General features: G+C 69.5%; 16 protein-coding genes. 7 read left to right on the top strand and 9 right to left on the bottom strand.

The annotated features are described in order from the left end of the window. Positions 1 to 14: 14 nt before the first annotated feature. The 7 genes from AB0I03_RS01135 to AB0I03_RS01105 all read right to left on the bottom strand — a co-directional run bounded on the left by AB0I03_RS01135 (position 15) and on the right by AB0I03_RS01105 (position 7122). Positions 15 to 635 (bottom strand): hypothetical protein, encoded by a 621-nt coding sequence (locus tag AB0I03_RS01135; RefSeq protein WP_360404404.1) that lies wholly within the window; start codon positions 633 to 635, stop codon positions 15 to 17. 76 nt (positions 636 to 711) lie between these two features. Next, the gene (locus AB0I03_RS01130) at positions 712 to 1422 is read right to left on the bottom strand and encodes an HAD-IB family hydrolase (RefSeq protein WP_360404401.1); all 711 of its coding nucleotides are present in this window, start codon (positions 1420 to 1422) and stop codon (positions 712 to 714) included. Then, a complete protein-coding gene (locus AB0I03_RS01125; protein ID WP_360404398.1) occupies positions 1406 to 2182 on the bottom strand; it encodes an AfsA-related hotdog domain-containing protein in 777 nt (258 codons plus the stop codon). Before AB0I03_RS01125 ends, AB0I03_RS01130 begins: the two co-directional genes overlap by 17 nt. A gap of 212 nt (positions 2183 to 2394) precedes the next feature. After that, on the bottom strand, positions 2395 to 4071 hold the full coding sequence (locus tag AB0I03_RS01120) for a hypothetical protein (RefSeq protein WP_360404395.1): 1677 nt from the start codon (positions 4069 to 4071) through the stop codon (positions 2395 to 2397). Further along, positions 4052 to 4837 (bottom strand): carbohydrate ABC transporter permease, encoded by a 786-nt coding sequence (locus AB0I03_RS01115; protein WP_360405885.1) that lies wholly within the window; start codon positions 4835 to 4837, stop codon positions 4052 to 4054. Before AB0I03_RS01115 ends, AB0I03_RS01120 begins: the two co-directional genes overlap by 20 nt. Positions 4838 to 4923: 86 nt before the next feature. Continuing rightward, a complete protein-coding gene (locus tag AB0I03_RS01110; RefSeq protein ID WP_360404392.1) occupies positions 4924 to 5853 on the bottom strand; it encodes a sugar ABC transporter permease in 930 nt (309 codons plus the stop codon). 3 nt (positions 5854 to 5856) lie between these two features. After that, the gene (locus tag AB0I03_RS01105; RefSeq protein ID WP_360404389.1) at positions 5857 to 7122 is read right to left on the bottom strand and encodes an extracellular solute-binding protein; all 1266 of its coding nucleotides are present in this window, start codon (positions 7120 to 7122) and stop codon (positions 5857 to 5859) included. 411 nt (positions 7123 to 7533) lie between these two features. Here AB0I03_RS01105 and AB0I03_RS01100 point away from each other — a divergent pair, with 411 nt between their 5' ends. The 3 genes from AB0I03_RS01100 (at position 7534) to clpX (ending at position 10512) form a co-directional block, all read left to right on the top strand. After that, positions 7534 to 8187, top strand: a complete 654-nt coding sequence (locus tag AB0I03_RS01100; RefSeq protein WP_289956281.1) for an ATP-dependent Clp protease proteolytic subunit — start codon at positions 7534 to 7536, stop codon at positions 8185 to 8187. A gap of 20 nt (positions 8188 to 8207) precedes the next feature. Next, positions 8208 to 8870: an ATP-dependent Clp protease proteolytic subunit gene (locus AB0I03_RS01095; RefSeq protein ID WP_360404385.1), complete on the top strand. Its 663-nt coding sequence runs from the start codon at positions 8208 to 8210 to the stop codon at positions 8868 to 8870. Between the two features lie 340 nt (positions 8871 to 9210). Beyond that, complete coding sequence (gene clpX, locus AB0I03_RS01090) at positions 9211 to 10512, top strand: ATP-dependent Clp protease ATP-binding subunit ClpX (protein WP_360404382.1); 1302 nt, start codon at positions 9211 to 9213, stop codon at positions 10510 to 10512. A 3-nt stretch (positions 10513 to 10515) separates the two neighbouring features. Here clpX and AB0I03_RS01085 read toward each other — a convergent pair whose 3' ends face one another. Further along, positions 10516 to 10830 carry a PLD nuclease N-terminal domain-containing protein gene (locus tag AB0I03_RS01085; protein WP_360404379.1) on the bottom strand — a complete coding sequence of 105 codons (315 nt, stop codon included), beginning with the start codon at positions 10828 to 10830 and terminating at the stop codon, positions 10516 to 10518. Between the two features lie 149 nt (positions 10831 to 10979). Between AB0I03_RS01085 and AB0I03_RS01080 the strand changes: the two genes are divergently transcribed. From AB0I03_RS01080 to AB0I03_RS01070, 3 genes are all read left to right on the top strand, one after another. Next, positions 10980 to 11750, top strand: a complete 771-nt coding sequence (locus AB0I03_RS01080) for an electron transfer flavoprotein subunit beta/FixA family protein (RefSeq protein WP_360404376.1) — start codon at positions 10980 to 10982, stop codon at positions 11748 to 11750. Positions 11751 to 11777: 27 nt separating this feature from the next. Beyond that, on the top strand, positions 11778 to 12707 hold the full coding sequence (locus tag AB0I03_RS01075; protein WP_360404373.1) for an electron transfer flavoprotein subunit alpha/FixB family protein: 930 nt from the start codon (positions 11778 to 11780) through the stop codon (positions 12705 to 12707). Between the two features lie 386 nt (positions 12708 to 13093). After that, the gene (locus AB0I03_RS01070) at positions 13094 to 13708 is read left to right on the top strand and encodes a biotin transporter BioY (protein WP_360404370.1); all 615 of its coding nucleotides are present in this window, start codon (positions 13094 to 13096) and stop codon (positions 13706 to 13708) included. A gap of 77 nt (positions 13709 to 13785) precedes the next feature. Here AB0I03_RS01070 and AB0I03_RS01065 read toward each other — a convergent pair whose 3' ends face one another. Next, positions 13786 to 14697, bottom strand: a complete 912-nt coding sequence (locus AB0I03_RS01065; protein ID WP_360404367.1) for a hypothetical protein — start codon at positions 14695 to 14697, stop codon at positions 13786 to 13788. A 364-nt stretch (positions 14698 to 15061) separates the two neighbouring features. Between AB0I03_RS01065 and AB0I03_RS01060 the strand changes: the two genes are divergently transcribed. Beyond that, on the top strand, positions 15062 to 16219 hold the full coding sequence (locus tag AB0I03_RS01060) for a cysteine desulfurase family protein (protein ID WP_360404364.1): 1158 nt from the start codon (positions 15062 to 15064) through the stop codon (positions 16217 to 16219). The last annotated feature ends 17 nt before the right edge of the window (positions 16220 to 16236 follow it).

Here is a 16236-nt window from a genome sequence, read left to right as displayed (position 1 = left end):
TGCTCGTTCCTCGCTCAGGCTTCGACGCGCTCGTAGCAGCGGGTGTAGAGCCCGCCGGGGCCGCCGGTGATGTAGCGGTCGCCGGCCTGCTGCACGATCTCGCGGTACCGGTCCGAAGTGAACGGAGCCTGGTACTGCTCGGGGGCGCAGGAGAAGCCGCTGACGAAGAGCACGCCGGGCTGGGTGCTGACCACGGTGTGGTAGGCGCTGAACGACTCCACCTCCTCGGCGCCGCGCACGACGTCGAAGATGGTGGCCTCGCGCCAGGCCCGGTACGCCTCGTACGCCGGGGGCTTGACCTCGACGTAGCGCAGCTGCACGTACGGGGTCACCGGCAGCGCGGTGCCGGGTTCCTTGGGCGCCTCGACGAAGCGCAGCGCCTGGCGGCGGAAGTCGCCGGCGGCGTACGGGCCGACCGCGTGCCACTGGGTCTCGAAGTCCGCGTCGGCGGCGGCGATCTCGTCGAGTCCGGTGAGGGCGCGCAGTTCGAGCAGGGTGTCGGCTTCCAGGCAGCGGTAGAGGACGCGGTCCTTGTCGGCCGCGGCGGCCAGGAGACCGCTCCAGGCCTCGGCGGCCTCGTCGGCGCGGTCGGGCTGCACGGGGAGTTCGGTGGTCAGCAGATAGGTCGCGGACATGGCGGTGCCTCCAGAGGTGTTCGGATTCGGTGCGGGGGACCGGATTCGGGGGTGAGAGCCGGGTGAACGCGCCCGCTCAGGCGGGGAGCCGCGCGGCGGTGCGCGGGGTCTGCGGCAGGGTGCGCCAGGCGGCGGCTTCGGCGCGCCGGCGCAGCACCGGGTCGTCGCCGACGACGACGGCGGTGCCGGTGGTCTCGAGCATCGGCAGGTCGGTGGCGTGGTCGCCGTAGGCGATGCAGTGGTCGAGCCGGTAGCCGCGGAGCCGGGCCACGGCCTGGACGGTCTCGGCCTTGCCTTCGCCGATCACGGGGTAGTCGATCTCGCCGGTGAGCTGTCCTCTGCGGATCTTCACCGGCGCGCCGTGCGTCTCGGAGGCCCCCAGGAGCGCGGCGGCGGGCTCCAGGCAGGCGAAGAACGATCCGGAGACGAAGTGGGTCGGGACGCCCTGCTCGCGCAGGTCCGCGTGCTCGGCGACGGGTGCCTCGAGCAGGAAGCCGGGGTCGGCGAGTTCGGCGTCGAACCATTCCCGGCCGACCGCGGCGAGGTACTCGGCGGACTCCCCGGCGTAGAGCCGGTAGTACGCGCGGTTGACCTCCTCGCGGGGCACGCCCGCGGCGGCGAGCGCGCTCAGCTCGGCGGCGAGCCGCTCGTACAGCAGTTCCGGTTCACCCTTGCGCTGCAAGTAGAACCGGAGGAACCGGAACATGCTCTTGTGCGCCAGCAGCGTCTCGTCGACGTCGAAGAACGCGGCGTCGTAGGGGACGGTGCGCTCAGTGGACCGCTGCATCGGCGAGGGCCCCTTCGCGCTGTGCCACGACCGCGGCGACGGCCTGCTCGGCCCGGCGCTGCTCTTTGGACTCGATGAGCCGGTTCTCGAAGGCGGTGAACCGCACCGAAGTGCGGGTGCAGCGCCGTCCGGCCTGCTCGATGGCGATCTCGACGGAGAACGCGAGCCGGTCGGGGTTCGCGGTGTCCGCTTCGATGATCAGGTAGTCGATCTCGGCGGCCAGCGGGAACAGGAAGTTCTCGAACTCGGTGGCCATGGAGTTGATGACGAAGTAGCGCTCGCGGTCGTCGGGGAGCAGGAAGCGCTCGGTGACGGTGAGGAACATCTGGCGGGCCGCCTCGACCGCGACCATGCCCTGCACGTGCTGGCCGGTCTGGTGGTCGATGAGCAGCTCGTTGTCGTTGTGCACCCGCAGGTCCGCGCGGTACCGGCCGGGGCCGGTCCGGCGGGGGCGACTGATGAGGCGGTTGGCCTCGACGTGCTTGTGGGTCTCGCGGCGCGCGGCCGGGGCGGGAATGGCCGGCATGAGGTGGATGCGGTGTGCGAGGCCGCGTTCGGCGATCTCGATCCGCAGCAGGTCCCATTGGGACTCGCCGATGCCCTGTCCGGGCTGGAGGGTGAGGTGCTCGGATGCAGTGCTGCCCGCGTCATTGCGGAGGCGACGGATGAACTCACTGACGGTGAGTACTCCGGGGTGAGCGGCGCTGAATCCGGAGAATCGATTGCCCACGAGGAGCAGGGTGGAGTGGTCAGTCAACATGGCATTGACCTCTTTAGATAGAGGGTGTCAAGAAGAACCGTTGCTCCGCAAAGGGATCAGAGGGTAACGAAGCGTGTTGCACCCCAACCTATAGGAGTAATCAGGCCGTCGCAACCATCTAGTTGGTTGTGTGTCTGCAATCACAGATTATGCTATTGACAAATGATTACGCTTGCGTATGGCCAATGTTTCCATTGCTGTCGCACAACGGACTAGTGTGACCGCAAGACCACCGTGGAGCGACCGGACGCCGGAATCGGGACGTACACGCGCAGCCCTTGGGCCGCATCGGTTCCCGAGAGGTGCGTGTAGTCCTCGCCCGGGTGGTAGCCGAGACCGGCCGGACCGCATTCGTCCACACGCACCGCGATCGCGTCCCCGCCCCGCCGGTAGGTGAACGCACCGTCAACAGGAGCGAAACCGCCGCCCGCCAAGGGCCGCACGCCCTCCAGCTCGCCGCCGTCCCGGAAGGCCAGTTCGAGCACGTGCCGCACCCCGCCCGGACTCACCTCGATGCCGAGGCGCACCTCGCCTTCGCCGACGCGCACCCGCGCCTCGGTCGCGAGCGCGAACGCGTCATTGGGCCGGTGCGCGAAGTCCATCGACGCCGAGAACCGGCCGTCGTCCATGAGCGCGTAATCGCCGTCCGCGCGCCGGAACTCCGCGGGCAGCGGCTGGTAGTAGGCCGCCGCCACTCGCTCGCGGAGGACGTACTCGCCGTCCTCCTGCGCGAACCCGCCCCTGAAGGGCCCCATGCCGAAGAAGTCCCGCGAGAGCCGCACCGAGTCCAGCACGGCGTCGCCTGCGTACACCCGCAGGAACGTCGGATTGCTCGACAGCCCCGAGCGGATCCAGCCGTGCTCGGCGTAGTCCGTCCCGCCGAACACCGTCACCGCGAACCCGCCGTCCCGCACCACCGCCAGTCCGGCAGAGGGGAACACGGTGCTCACCGCCTGCGGCGCCGCGCCCTCGGGCAGCGAACCGGCCAGCGCCGGCTCGAGCAGGATCTCCGCCAGTGCATCCGCCGGAGCGGCGATCGGCTCCTTGCGGAGGCGCGCCACCACGGCCGCGAAGTCGCCGCGCCCCCGTACGATCGCGTACCGCCGGAACTGCATCAGGAACGGCGCCAGAGGGATCGCGCCCCGCTGGTCCTGCCGCCGCGAATGCACCGTCTCCACGGTCCTGTCCGGCAGCGCGGTCGCGGCCACCGCCTCGAGGTTCCGGCACACCGCGTCGAGCAGCGCCGGCCGGTCCAGCAGCGTGCCGATCGCCGTCAACGACGGGTTCGAGACGTACAGCGAGTAGTTCGGGCTCCGCTCCGAGTACATCCCGTCCGGGGCGATGTCGATGCCCTCGGCCAGCCACTCGTCGACCCGCGCGACCAGGCGCTCGTCGGGCCAGTGCGCGTGCAGCCGCGCCAGCGCCGCGCTCAGCTCCCACCGGTGGTTCGGCGTGTGGACGCCGCCGAGCCGCAGCGGCCCGGCCGCCGCCGCGGCGATGTCTGCCAGCGCTCCGGCCAAGGGCCGCAACGCTTCCGGCACCGCATCGCCCTGCAGCAGCGCGTACGTGTCGCACAGGTCGTTGATCGTGAACGCCGTGTCGGGCGGTGAAGCGAGGTTCTCGCCGTCGAACAGCCCGTTCGCGCCCTGCATCCCGGCCAGGAACCCCACCAGCCGCACCGCGGCCCCGGCCGCCTCCGCCGAGGCGAAGAGCGCTGAGGCCGGATGCACCGCGCACGCCACCAGCGTCTTCGCAGCGGACATCACCTGCCGGTGGTGCGGCGCGCCCGCGAGGAGCCCGTCGACCCCAGCGAGCACGTCCCGCGCCCGCTCGTCGGCCGCCGCGGTGACGGCGACCAGAAAAGCGGTGTCAGTCCTTGAGCCCGGCATTGATGTCCTCGTTCATGACGTACTTCTGGAACACGATGAAGATGAGCACCAGCGGCAGGATCGACATCACCGACGCCGCCAGCAGCAGCGGCCAGTCGATGTTCTCGGCCCCCACAATGGACCGCAGCGCGATCTGGAGCGTGAACTTCCGCTCGTCGCCCACCACGATCAGCGGCCAGATGTAGTCGTTCCACCGCCACTGGAACGAGAAGATCGCCAGCGTCATGATGATCGGCCGCGACATCGGCAGCATGATCCGGAAGAAGATCCCGACCTCGCGCGCCCCGTCGATGCGGGCCGCCTCGATGATGTCGTCCGGGATCGACACGAAGAACTGCCGGAACATGAACACGCCGGTGGCCGTGAGGATCGACGGCACGACCAGGCCCGCCATCGAGTCGTACATGCCGAGGTCCCGGATCACCAGGAACGTGGGCGAGAGGATGACCTCGGTCGGCAGCATCGTCGTCGCCAGCAGGCACACGAAGAAGATCCGGATCCAGGCCTTGTCCTGGTACTTCGCGAGCGCGTACCCGGTCATCGCGCTGGCGAACACGGTCAGCACGGTGGTCGTGAGCGCCACCGCGAGCGTGTTCGAGAAGTACAGCATGAAGTCGAACCGGTCCCAGGCCTTCTCGAACCCTGCGACGGTGGGGTTCTCCGGGAGGATCGTGAGCGGGTACTGGAACAGCTCCGAGCCGGGTTTGAAGGCGCTCAGCAGGAACCAGACGAGCGGGAACGCGTACAGCGCCGCCAGCAGCCACATGAACGTGGTCACGGGGACGACGGTGCCGAGCTCTTTCGCCTTGCGCGCCTTGCGGACGGGCTTTCGCGGTGCAACGGTCGCAGTGCTCATGCCGAGCGCCTCCGGTTGACGGCCATCTGCACCAGGGCGATGGTGAGCAGGATGAGCAGCAGGATCATGGAGACGGCGCTGGCGTAGCCGATGTCGGCGCGCTTGAAGCCGGTCTCGTAGATGTACTGGATGATCATGACGTTGGAGGTGCCGGGCCCGCCGCCGTTGAGCGCCTGGACCATCGCGAACTCCTTCATGGCCCCGAGCGAGGACAGCAGGATCACCAGGAACGAGGTGGGCGCGATGGACGGGAGCGTGATGTGGCGGAAGCGCTGCCAGGCGTTCGCGCCGTCGATCTGCGCGGCCTCGTAGTAGGCGCGCGGCACGTTCTTGAGCGCCGCGATGAAGATCAGCATGTTGAAGGCGGTGCCGCCCCAGGTCGCGGCGATGACGACGACCATGAGCGCGAGGTCGGGGTCGGTCTGCCAGGCGAGCGGGTCCGCGCCGAGCCGGGAGACCACGTAGTTGACGAAGCCGAAGCTTTCGCCGAACATCCAGCGCCACACCACGCCCGCGACGATGGGGGAGATGAGCCAGGGGAAGAAGAACACGACCTTCGCGAACGCGGAGCCCTTGGCGTAGTTGGAGACCACGAGCGAGGCGATCGCGAGCGACAGGACGTACATGAGCGGGACGCTGAGGACCGCGAACAGCAGGGTGCGCGTGAGCGAGTCGTAGAAGGTCGGGTCGGCGAAGAGCCGCTCGTAGTTGTCCGTGCCGATGAACTCGGGCGTGCCGATGCCGGAGTAGTCGGTGAACGAGTAGATCAGGCCCAGCCCGCCGGGCCAGACGAAGAACACGAGGAACAGGACGATGCTGACGCCGGCGAGTGCGAGCGGCGCGAGCCGGTACTGGGCGCGGCGGCCCCGGCCGGGCCGCTTGCGCGGCCCGGCGGGGGCTTCGGATCGGATGGCGGTGGCCGTCAAGGGTTACTCGCAGTTGATGTTCTCGTTGAGACCGGCGATGATGTTCGCGATCGTGGTGGGCACGTCCTGGTCGCCGTTGGCGAGCTTGACGGCCTCGTCCTTGAGCGGGTCGGCGTCGCCGCCCGAGCTCCGGCCGGTGTAGACCATCTCCAACTGGTCGTTGCTCTGCTTGCTGGAGATGGGGTCGGAGGCGGCGATCTCCTCGTTGTAGAGGTCGAAGCTGGCCTGCGCGGCGCCGTAGTCGATGTCGAGGCCCTGGATCACCGGCAGGAAGCCGGAGATCTCGCAGATCTCGGTGTAGTTCTCAGGCGTGAAGAGCCAGTTGACGAAGTCGAGCGCGGCCTGGGACTTCTCGCCCTTGTAGACGACCATGTAGCCGCCGCCGAGGTTGGTGGCGCGGCGCGTCTGGGCCGGCATGAGGGCCGAGGCCCACTCGAAGTCGGTGATGTTGGCCTGGAAGTCGGCCACCTGCCACGAGCCGGAGTAGTAGGCCGCGACCTGGCCGCTCTTGAAGAGCGCGTTCGGGTCGTCGCCGGAGACCCACACCGAGCGGGGCATCACGTCGTCGTCGTTGATCCCCGCGAAGAACTCGAGCGCGGCCGAGGTGGCGGCCTCGTCCGTGGAGTACGTGCAGTCCTCGCCGAGCTCGAAGTCGTTGCTGCCGAACTGGTACATGAGGGACCGCAGGCGGTGCGAGGACGGGTCCATGACGAGTCCGTAGCGCGCTCCAGTCGCGGCCTTGACCTCGCTGACGGCCGCGATGAACTCGTCCCAGGTCCAGACCTGGTCCGCGGTGGTCGGGTAGGCGACCCCGGCCTCGTCGAACAGGGACTTGTTGACGTACAGGCCCACCGCGGTGAGGTCGGTGAGGAAGGTCGGGACCTCGCCGTCCTCGTTCTCGATGAGGAGGTTCTCCATGACGCCGTGCTCGCTCGCGACGGGGCCGAGGTCCTCGAGCTGGTCCATCCAGATCGGGTCGATGGCGGTGACGCGGGCGAAGTCGGGGAGGCCGTCGGCCTGGGCGGCGTTGCGCAGGCGGGTGTTGAAGTCGTCGTACGGGATGTCGTCGATGTCGATCGTCACCCCGGTCTCCTCGAGGTACTTGTCGGCCATCTTCTGGAAGCCGCCGCCTTGGTTCGCGTCGCCCGAGAGCCAGAACTTGACGGTCTTCGCGTCAGTCTCGTCGCCGCCGCCGATGAAGCCGCAGGCGCTGAGGGGCAGGGCCGCCGCACCGGCGGTGCCGGCGGTGAGGATGAGTCTTCTCTTCATTGAGCTCTCTCTTCAGAATGCGGGCCGGTGAGGGACCCGTCGGGGTTCGGAGCGAGCGCGGGCCGGAGCCGTGCGTTCGCCGGTGCGCCGCCACGTGTGCCAAGTCACCCGGGTATGCGCTTGCCCGACCATAGCAGATATCTCCTAACGCGCGACAGTAGCGCGCGTTAGGTGGTATTGAACTGCAACTTTTCCTTGAGCCTAGCCCCCGCCCCGGCGCCTCCGGCCCCGCTCGCGAGCTTCGCCGAGGGCCGGCTCGTTTGCGGCCCGCAAGCGTCGCCGGGGCCCGCGCTCCGCTCGCAGCGAACACGGCGCCCAGGCGCGTCCGATCGTCGCCCCGACGGGCTAAGGTCTGGGATGGTAACCGCAACGCCGAGTGCATATCGCCGAGACAGAATGAAGGTGCAAGACATGGACCGTTCGATTCCATTCTCCTCGCAGCTGGAGAAGGACGTCGTCAGCGCGGTGGCCCGGCGCGGTGGCGGCGACGCCTCCTCGATCGGCCTCGACAGCATGGTCTTCGACCGCCTGCTCAAGGAGCACATCCTGTTCCTGGGCTCGGACGTCAACTCCGAGATCGCCAACCGCCTGTGCGCGCAGCTGCTCCTGCTCGAGGCCGAGGACGACCAGCGCGACATCAAGCTCTACATCAACTCGCCCGGCGGCTCGGTGTACGACGGCATGGCCATCTACGACACCATGCAGTACATCAAGAACGACGTCGCCACCGTCGGCATGGGCATGGCCGCCTCCATGGGCCAGCTGCTGCTGTGCGCCGGCACCGCCGGCAAGCGCTACGCGCTCCCGCACGCGCGCATCATGATGCACCAGCCCTCCGGCGGCATCGGCGGCACCGCCTCCGACGTCGCGATCCTCGCCGAGCAGATGCTCTACACCAAGCAGATGTTCCAGGAGCGCGTCGCCGAGCACACCGGCCGCACGATCGAGGAGATCGAGCGCGACTCCGACCGCGACCGCTGGTTCACCGCCGCCGAGGCGAAGGACTACGGCTTCATCGACCATGTCGTCAAGCGGGTGGCCGACGTCCCCGCCGAGGCCAACTGAGTAAGGAATAGGGGAACCAGATGATGGACATCCACGCCCAGGCCGGCGGCTTCGACCCGCGCGCCCGCTACATCGTCCCGTCGTTCACGGAGAAGACCTCGTACGGGGTCAAGGAGATGAACCCGTACAACAAGATGTTCGAGGACCGGATCATCTTCCTCGGATCCCCGGTCGACGACACCTCCGCGAACGACATCATGAGCCAGCTGATCGTCCTCGAGGGCAACGACCCCGACCGGGACATCACGATGTACATCAACTCGCCGGGCGGTTCGCTCACGGCGCTGATGGCCATCTACGACACGATGCAGTACGTGCGCCCCGACATCGCGACCGTGTGCATGGGCCAGGCCGCCTCGGCCGCGGCCGTGCTGCTCGCGGCCGGGACCCCCGGCAAGCGCACCGCGCTGCCGAACTCCCGCGTGATCGTCCACCAGCCGGCCACCGAGGGCACCTTCGGCCAGGCCTCTGACATGGAGATCCAGGCCCGCGAGATCATGCGCATGCGCGACCAGCTGGAGAAGATCCTCTCCCGCCACACGGGGCAGCCCGTGGACAAGGTGCGCCGCGACATCGAGCGCGACAAGATCTTCACCGCCGAGGAGGCCGTCGCGTACGGCATCGTCGACAACGTCCTGACCTACCGCAAGAAGAACGCGCTGCCGGCCGAGGTCGCGGCGTAGCACGACGCAGGAGGCGACGGTCCGGGCGTCCGGCCCGCGGCACCCGGCCCGCCGCCTCCCCGCCATCCGATGGAAGTTCACCTCCGATCGATCCGCCCCCCGATGTCGCCCGGCCGCGATACCGTGGCCCAGGGCCCGCGCGCCGCTCCAGGGAGCGGCGGAGGCCCTCGGGCCCGCAAGGGTGGCGCGGTGGCGGCAAATGCGAAATACTGGATCGAGACACCGGTTCGTCCTGAATCAACGGAGCCGGATCGGTGTCACCGGTTGACCTTTCAACGATGGAGCACGAAAGCACGCTCGGCAGCAGCCCACGGGCCCGCCGAGGGAGGGAGTTACCGCGATGGCACCTCGCCTGGGTGACAGCGAGATCTTGAAGTGCTCGTTCTGCTCGAAGTCGCAGCGGCAGGTCCGCAAGCTCATCGCCGGACCCGCCAACGTGTACATCTGCGACGAGTGCATCGACCTGTGCAACGAGATCATCGAAGAGGAGTTCGCCGAAGAGGCCGACGTCGCCTGGGAGGACCTGCCCAAGCCCAAGGAGATCGTCGAGTTCCTCGACCAGTGGGTCATCGGCCAGGACTCGGCGAAGCGCTCGCTCGCGGTCGCGGTCTACAACCACTACAAGCGCGTGCAGCTCGACGAGCTCGGCTCGATCCGCGGCGGCGACCACGTGGAGCTCCAGAAGTCGAACATCCTCATGGTGGGCCCCACCGGCTCCGGCAAGACCCACCTGGCGCAGACCCTCGCGCGGATGCTCGACGTACCGTTCGCGATCGCGGACGCCACGGCCCTCACCGAGGCCGGCTATGTGGGCGACGACGTGGAGAACATCCTCCTCAAGCTCATCCAGGCCGCCGACTTCGACATCAAGCGCGCCGAGACCGGCATCATCTACATCGACGAGATCGACAAGGCCGGACGCAAGGCCGACAACCCCTCGATCACCCGTGACGTCTCCGGCGAGGGCGTGCAGCAGGCGCTCCTGAAGATCCTCGAGGGCACCCATGCGGCCGTGCCGCCGCAGGGCGGGCGCAAGCACCCGCACCAGGAGCACATCCAGATCGACACCACGAACATCCTCTTCATCTGCGGCGGCGCGTTCGCCGGGATCGAGGACATCATCAAGGCCCGCGTCGGCAAGCGCACCGTCGGCTTCGCGGTCCAACTGCACGACGGCGAGGAGTCCGCCGAAGACGCGATCGTCTCCCAGGTCATGCCCGAGGACCTGCTCAAGTACGGGCTCATCCCCGAGATGGTCGGGCGCCTCCCCATCCTGACCACTGTGGACCACCTCGACAAGGAGGCGCTGCTGCGCATCCTCACCGAGCCGAAGAACGCCCTGGTGAAGCAGTACCAGCGCCTCCTCGAACTCGACGGCGTCGAACTCGAGTTCGCCGAGGACGCACTGGAGCCCATCGTGGAGTCCGCGATGCTGCGCGGCACCGGAGCGCGCGGACTGCGGGCCATCATGGAGGAAGTGCTCCAGCCCGTCATGTTCGAGATCCCCTCGCGCGCCGACGAGGTGGCGAAAGTGGAGATCACCGCCGACGTGGTGCGCCGCAACGTGAACCCCACACTGGTGCCGAGGACCAAGGCCACTCCGCGCCGGGCCATCCGCCCGCGCCGCGAGAAGTCGGCCTGAGGTTCAGTCGTCCTTCTTGTCGTCGCGCAGGCGGCGGTCGATGTCCCGCAGGAAATCGGGGTCGTCGTCCGGCGCGACCGGGCCCTTCGGACGCGGACCGGCGTTGCCGCGCGGCGAACCCGGCTGCGGCCGTGGGGGCTTGGCCCGGCCGACGGTGAACCACAGGACGCCGCCCGCGATCGGGACGATCACGATGATGAGCACCCACCAGGCGCGCGTGAGCTTCCTGGGAGCATGTTCACCGCCGAGGCAGTCCGCGACCGCTGCGATGACCAGCGCCAGGTGGGCGAGGACCAGGAACACGAACGCGCGGATCATGGTCCAATCATGCCTGTCCGCCGCGCCGGGGACAACAACGCCTCGGGTGGTTACCCGTAAGTAACTTCGTAGGATATAGTTTCAGCCGAGACGCCTGAACTAAACCTAAGGCCAACAAGCGTCCTCTAGTACGACCTCGGAGGTTGTCGATGAACATCGTGGTTCTGGTCAAGCAGGTCCCGGACTCGGGACTCGCGAGACAGCTGGACGCCCAGCTGCGGGTCGACCGCAACGGCGCCAACAACGTCATGGGGGAGCTCGACGAATACGCCGTCGAAGCCGCCCTCCAGCTCAAAGAGGCCCACGGCGGCGAGGTCACCGTCCTCACCCTCGGGCCGAGCCAGGCCACGGAGACCGTGCGCAAGGTCCTCGCGATGGGCGCCGACAAGGCCGTGCACATCGAGGACGACGCCGTCGGCGGCTCCGACGCGCTCACCACCTCCGCGATCCTCGCCGCGGCCCTCGGCCGCCTCGAATGGGACCTCGTGATCGCCGGCGCCGAGTCCACCGACTCCGGCATGGGCGTCATGCCCCAGCTGCTCGCCGCCCGCACCGGCGCCCCGGCACTCACCGGCGCCCGCAAGATCGACACCGACGGCACCACCGTCACCGTCGAGCACCAGCGCGCCAACGGCTACGACGTGCTCAACGCGAACCTCCCGGCGATCGTCTCCGTCTGGGACACCATCAACACGCCGCGCTACCCGTCGCTCAAGGGCATCATGGCCGCCAAGCGCAAGCCCGTCGAGACCCTCACTCTCGCCGACCTCGGCGTCACCGAGGCCGGGCCCGCCGCCGCGCGCAACGAGGTGCTGAGCGCCGCTGAGCGCCCCGCGCGCACCGCCGGCCAGATCGTCACCGACGAGGGCCAGGGCGGCGACGCGCTCGCCGAATTCCTCGCCGCCGAGAAGTTCATCTGAGCTGGTTGAAGGGCATAGGAGCCGATCATGACTGACATCCTCGTGTACGTACCGAACTCGGGCAAGCACGCCGCCGAGGTCCTCACGCTGGGACGCACCCTCGGCGACGTCTCGGCCGTCGCCTTCGACGACGCCGCGGCGGCGCTCGCGGGCGAGTACGGCGCGGCGAAGGTCTACCGCGTCGACGCCGCCGGCATCGACGACTACTTCGTGGACCCGAAGGCGACCGTCCTCACCGACCTGGCTCGCACCGCCGCACCGGACTTCTTCCTGCTGCCGAGCACCGACGAGGGCAAGGCCCTCGCGGCCCGCGTGGCGGTGGCGCTGGACAACGGCCTGCTGACCGACGTCTCGGGCCTGGAGGCCGACGGGACCGCGACGCAGGACGCCTTCGCGGGCGCCACGGTCGTGAAGTCCAAGGCCACCAAGGGGTTCACGCTCGCGACGGTGAAGACCGGCTCGACCGAGCCCGCCCCCGCTCCGGGCGCCCCCACTGTGGAGGCCGTCGCCGCCGAGGTCGCTGAAGCCGACCGGCGCGTGCGGGTCGCCGAGCGGATCGACGAGCCCGCGGGCGACCGTCCGGGTCTGGCCGACGCCGGTGTCGTGGTCTCCGGCGGCCGCGGCGTGGGCTCCGCGGAGGACTTCGCGCTCATCGAGCGCGTTGCCGATGCGCTGGGCGGCGCGGTGGGCGCGTCGCGCGCGGCGACCGACGCCGGGTACTACCCGCACAAGTTCCAGGTGGGCCAGACCGGCACGACGGTGAGCCCGCAGCTGTACGTCGCGGCCGGCATCTCTGGCGCGATTCAGCACCGCGCGGGCATGCAGACCTCGCGGGTCATCGTGGCGGTCAACAAGGACGCGGACGCCCCGATCTTCGGCATGGCCGACTTCGGCGTCGTGGGCGACCTGTTCCAGGTGCTCCCGCAGGCGCTCGAGGCGATCGAGAAGCGCAAGTAAGCACGTGCGACGCGGCCCGGTCGGCCCTTCGGGGCGGCCGGGCCGTGCTGCGTGCATGCACCGTCGCTCGGGTCGGGTCGGGCACGCGGGGCAGGACTTTGGCGAGTGGGTCTCGTGTTCGGTGCCGCCCCCGTTTTCCAGGATGCCGCCCGGGTACGACAGGCGGGCGATTCGCTTGGGGGAGTCGGGCGGTTCACGGCGGTTGCCGGCAAATCGGGCATTCGCAGGCGCCCCCGGTTCGATGATGACGGCAGGGACCGACACGATTTTCGGGACGCTCCTGTTGGGCGCCCGCCGGGCCGTCACGCGGTCGTAACAGCGGTGCGTTAGGCTTCCGGAAGCCTCTCGTTATATAGAACCTACAGACGATGTTGGAGGAATCCGCAATGGTCGCCCCAGCTGCCGCGATTGCCGCGCCAAGCGTTCTCGCCGATCTCCTGCCCGCTCGCACGAAGGCCGCCGCGTACGCGCGCGACGCCGTGCTCGTGCTCGGCGGTGCCGCCGCCGTCGGCGCCTCCGCGCAGATCGCGATCACCATCCCGCAGATCAGCCCGGTGCCGTTCGTGCTCACGACGTTCACCGTGCTCCTTCTCGGCGCCGCCTACGGGCCGCTCCGGGCGGGCCTGACCCTCGCGCTCTACCTCGCCGCCGGCGCGGCGGGCGTGCCGTGGTTCACCGAGGGGACCTCGGGCTTCGCCATGCCGACCTTCGGCTACATCATCGGCTTCCTGGCCGCCGCCGTGGCGGTCGGCTTCCTCGCCAAGCGCGGCGGGGACCGCACGATCGCGAAGACCGTGGGGCTCATGGTCGTCGGCAACGTGCTCATGTACGCCTTCGGCGTGCCCTACCTCGCCTTCGCCCTCGACATGGGTGCCGCGGACGCGATCGCCGCCGGCATGACCCCGTTCCTCGCGGGTGACGCCGTCAAGCTCGTCGTCGCCGCGCTGCTCCTGCCCGGCAGCTGGGCACTCGTCAACAAGTTCCGCAACGCGGAGGACTAGAACGCAACAGGAAGGGCGCCAACGGCTTTCGGCCGCGGGCGCCCTTTTCCTATACCATATATCCTATAGGATCTGGGCTATTCGATCTCCCAGCCGATGCCGAGCGCGCCCGGCCGGGGCACCGGCTCGGCCAAGGCGACCGTGCGGTTCGGGCCCAGCTGCAGGTCCCCGGTCTCGCGCTTCTCGCGCTGCAGGCTCGACTGCGCGAAGCGGTACACGCGCCTCGGGATCGCGTCCGGCGCGAACCGCACCTGCAGCGAGTACTGGTCCACCGGGTACCGGAACGCGTTCCCGTGCCCGCTCGAGGTGCCGCCGTTGCCCTGCACCACGATCTCGAACAGGTGCGTGGCGCCCTTCGGCAGCGGCGTGTCGAACACGATCTCCGCCAGCGCGACCGGCGCCTCAGGGTGCCGCAGGATGTTCGGCACCGTGCAGTCGCGCACCGGCTTGAACTCGATGTCGTCGATGTCGCAGCCCTCGTCGCCGCGGTACAGCAGGATGTAGCGGTCGACGTCGTCGCGCCTGGCCCGCACCAGCATCGACAGCTCGAACACGGACTCCTGCCATTCGGAGTCGACGTGGACGATCACCTGCTGGCTCAGGATGTCCAGAGTGTGCTCGCGGGAGGCGGGCACCTGGTCGCACAGTTCGCGCACCGCGTCGCCGCCGAGCACCGCGTCGGGCCGGGGGAGCTGCCCCCGGATCGAGCGCGGCCCGCGGGCCCGCTTGGGGCCCAAGAGGACCCGCAGGGACCCGGCGGGGAGCTCCAGGAGGTCCTCCAGGGCCGTGACGGCGGCGAGGGACTCGGCGCGCTCGGGCCGGGACCGGCCCGACTGCCAGTAGCTCAGGCTCGTGGTCGACACGGTGATGCCGCGCATGGCGAGGCGGTGGCGGATGCGGTCGAGACCGAGCCCGCTGGTCTGGATGGCCACGCGCAGGGCAGTGTGGAACGGCCCGGCACGTAGCGCTTCGGCGAGCTCAGGCGTCATCGGCACACACACTTTCTCTCGACACGGGCGTCGAAGACTCGACCTTCTTCGGCACCGGTCTCGGGGCGGCGACCCCTTTTGATCGGAAAGGTAGGAGGATTCGTCAGATTCTATCTCGCGGGCACCACGACGCATTACGCCGACTAATGCGGAAGATTCCGACGCGCGAATCCCACCCCTCGGAACGGTGCGGACCCCTGTGCCGCAGCGCCGCCGCGGCCCCGCCCGAGTGAGCCGGAGCGCCGGCCACGGCGAAGCTCGCGAGCCGCAGATCGAACCCGACACGGCCAAGGCCGCGAGCCGCAGATCGAACCGGCCACGGCGAAGGCTGCGAGCCGTCAATCGAACGTAGACTGAAAGGGCCATGGCTTACCTCGATCACGCCGCGACCACGCCGATGCTCCCCCAGGCACTCGACGCTTATGTGCGCACCGCCCGCGCCCTCGGCAACGCCTCGTCCCTGCACGGTTCCGGGCGCCGCGCCCGCCGCACGGTCGAGGAGGCCCGCGAGCGCATCGCCGAAGCCCTGGGCGCCAAACCCGGGGAGGTCATCTTCACCGGCTCCGGCACCGAGGCGGACAACCTCGCCGTCAAGGGCGTCCACTGGTCCCGCCGCACGCCCGGACGCAACCGGGTGGTGACCACCGCGATCGAGCACCACGCCGTCGCGGACGCCGTCGCCTGGCTCGGCGACCACGAGCGCGCCGACGTCAGCGAGCTCCCGGTCGACAAGCTCGGCCGCGTCGACACCGCCGCCCTCGCCGAACTGCTCGCCGAGCACGGCCCGGAGATCACCGTCCTCACCTGCATGTGGGCGAACAACGAGGTCGGCACCCTCCAGCCCATCGCCGAGATCGCCGGACTCGCCGCCGTCCACGGCATCCCGGTGCACACCGACGCGATCCAGGCCGTCGGCCACGTCCCGGTCGACTTCGCCGCCTCCGGCGCCGCCGGGCTCGCCCTCTCCGGCCACAAGCTCGGCGGCCCCACCGGCACCGGCGCGCTCATCCTGCGCCGCGACGTGAAGGCCGTCCCGCTCCTCCACGGCGGCGGCCAGGAGCGCGAGATCCGCTCCGGCACCCTCGACGTGCCCGGCATCGCCGCGCTCGCCGAAGCGGTCGGGCACGCGGTGCGCACCCAGGAGACCGAGTCCGAGCGGCTCGCGCTGCTGCGCGACGACCTCGTCGCCCGCATCCGCGCCGCGGTCCCCGAGGCGGTCTACAACGGCGACCCCGAAGCGCGCCTGCCCGGGAACGCGCACTTCTCGTTCCCCGGCTGCGAGGGCGACGCCCTCCTCATGCTCCTCGACGCCGCCGGTGTCGAATGCGCCACAGGCTCGGCCTGCTCGGCGGGCATCGCGCAGCCCTCGCACGTGCTCCTCGCGATGGGCACCGACGCCGACGACGCCCGCTCCTCCCTGCGGTTCACGCTCGGCTGGCCCACCACGAAGGCGGACGTCGACGCGCTCGTGGCGGCCCTGCCCGAAGCCGTGCGCCGCGCGAAGACCGCCGGGCTCTCCTAGCGTCCGCGGATCACCGG

It is taken from the genome of Glycomyces sp. NPDC021274 (assembly GCF_040641195.1).
Lineage (GTDB): Bacteria > Actinomycetota > Actinomycetes > Mycobacteriales > Micromonosporaceae > Glycomyces.
This window is presented reverse-complemented; position numbering and strand designations above follow the sequence as displayed.

Bases quoted from the DNA above. Each gene is read 5' to 3' on its own strand.
- AB0I03_RS01135 (WP_360404404.1), bottom strand. From the start codon at position 635: ATGTCCGCGACCTATCTGCTGACCACCGAACTCCCCGTGCAGCCCGAC.
- AB0I03_RS01130 (WP_360404401.1), bottom strand. From the start codon at position 1,422: ATGCAGCGGTCCACTGAGCGCACCGTCCCCTACGACGCCGCGTTCTTC.
- AB0I03_RS01125 (WP_360404398.1), bottom strand. From the start codon at position 2,182: ATGTTGACTGACCACTCCACCCTGCTCCTCGTGGGCAATCGATTCTCC.
- AB0I03_RS01120 (WP_360404395.1), bottom strand. From the start codon at position 4,071: ATGCCGGGCTCAAGGACTGACACCGCTTTTCTGGTCGCCGTCACCGCG.
- AB0I03_RS01115 (WP_360405885.1), bottom strand. From the start codon at position 4,837: ATGTGGCTGCTGGCGGCGCTGTACGCGTTCCCGCTCGTCTGGTTCCTG.
- AB0I03_RS01105 (WP_360404389.1), bottom strand. From the start codon at position 7,122: ATGAAGAGAAGACTCATCCTCACCGCCGGCACCGCCGGTGCGGCGGCC.
- AB0I03_RS01100 (WP_289956281.1), top strand. From the start codon at position 7,534: ATGGACCGTTCGATTCCATTCTCCTCGCAGCTGGAGAAGGACGTCGTC.
- AB0I03_RS01095 (WP_360404385.1), top strand. From the start codon at position 8,208: ATGATGGACATCCACGCCCAGGCCGGCGGCTTCGACCCGCGCGCCCGC.
- clpX (WP_360404382.1), top strand. From the start codon at position 9,211: ATGGCACCTCGCCTGGGTGACAGCGAGATCTTGAAGTGCTCGTTCTGC.
- AB0I03_RS01085 (WP_360404379.1), bottom strand. From the start codon at position 10,830: ATGATCCGCGCGTTCGTGTTCCTGGTCCTCGCCCACCTGGCGCTGGTC.
- AB0I03_RS01080 (WP_360404376.1), top strand. From the start codon at position 10,980: ATGAACATCGTGGTTCTGGTCAAGCAGGTCCCGGACTCGGGACTCGCG.
- AB0I03_RS01075 (WP_360404373.1), top strand. From the start codon at position 11,778: ATGACTGACATCCTCGTGTACGTACCGAACTCGGGCAAGCACGCCGCC.
- AB0I03_RS01070 (WP_360404370.1), top strand. From the start codon at position 13,094: ATGGTCGCCCCAGCTGCCGCGATTGCCGCGCCAAGCGTTCTCGCCGAT.
- AB0I03_RS01065 (WP_360404367.1), bottom strand. From the start codon at position 14,697: ATGACGCCTGAGCTCGCCGAAGCGCTACGTGCCGGGCCGTTCCACACT.
- AB0I03_RS01060 (WP_360404364.1), top strand. From the start codon at position 15,062: ATGGCTTACCTCGATCACGCCGCGACCACGCCGATGCTCCCCCAGGCA.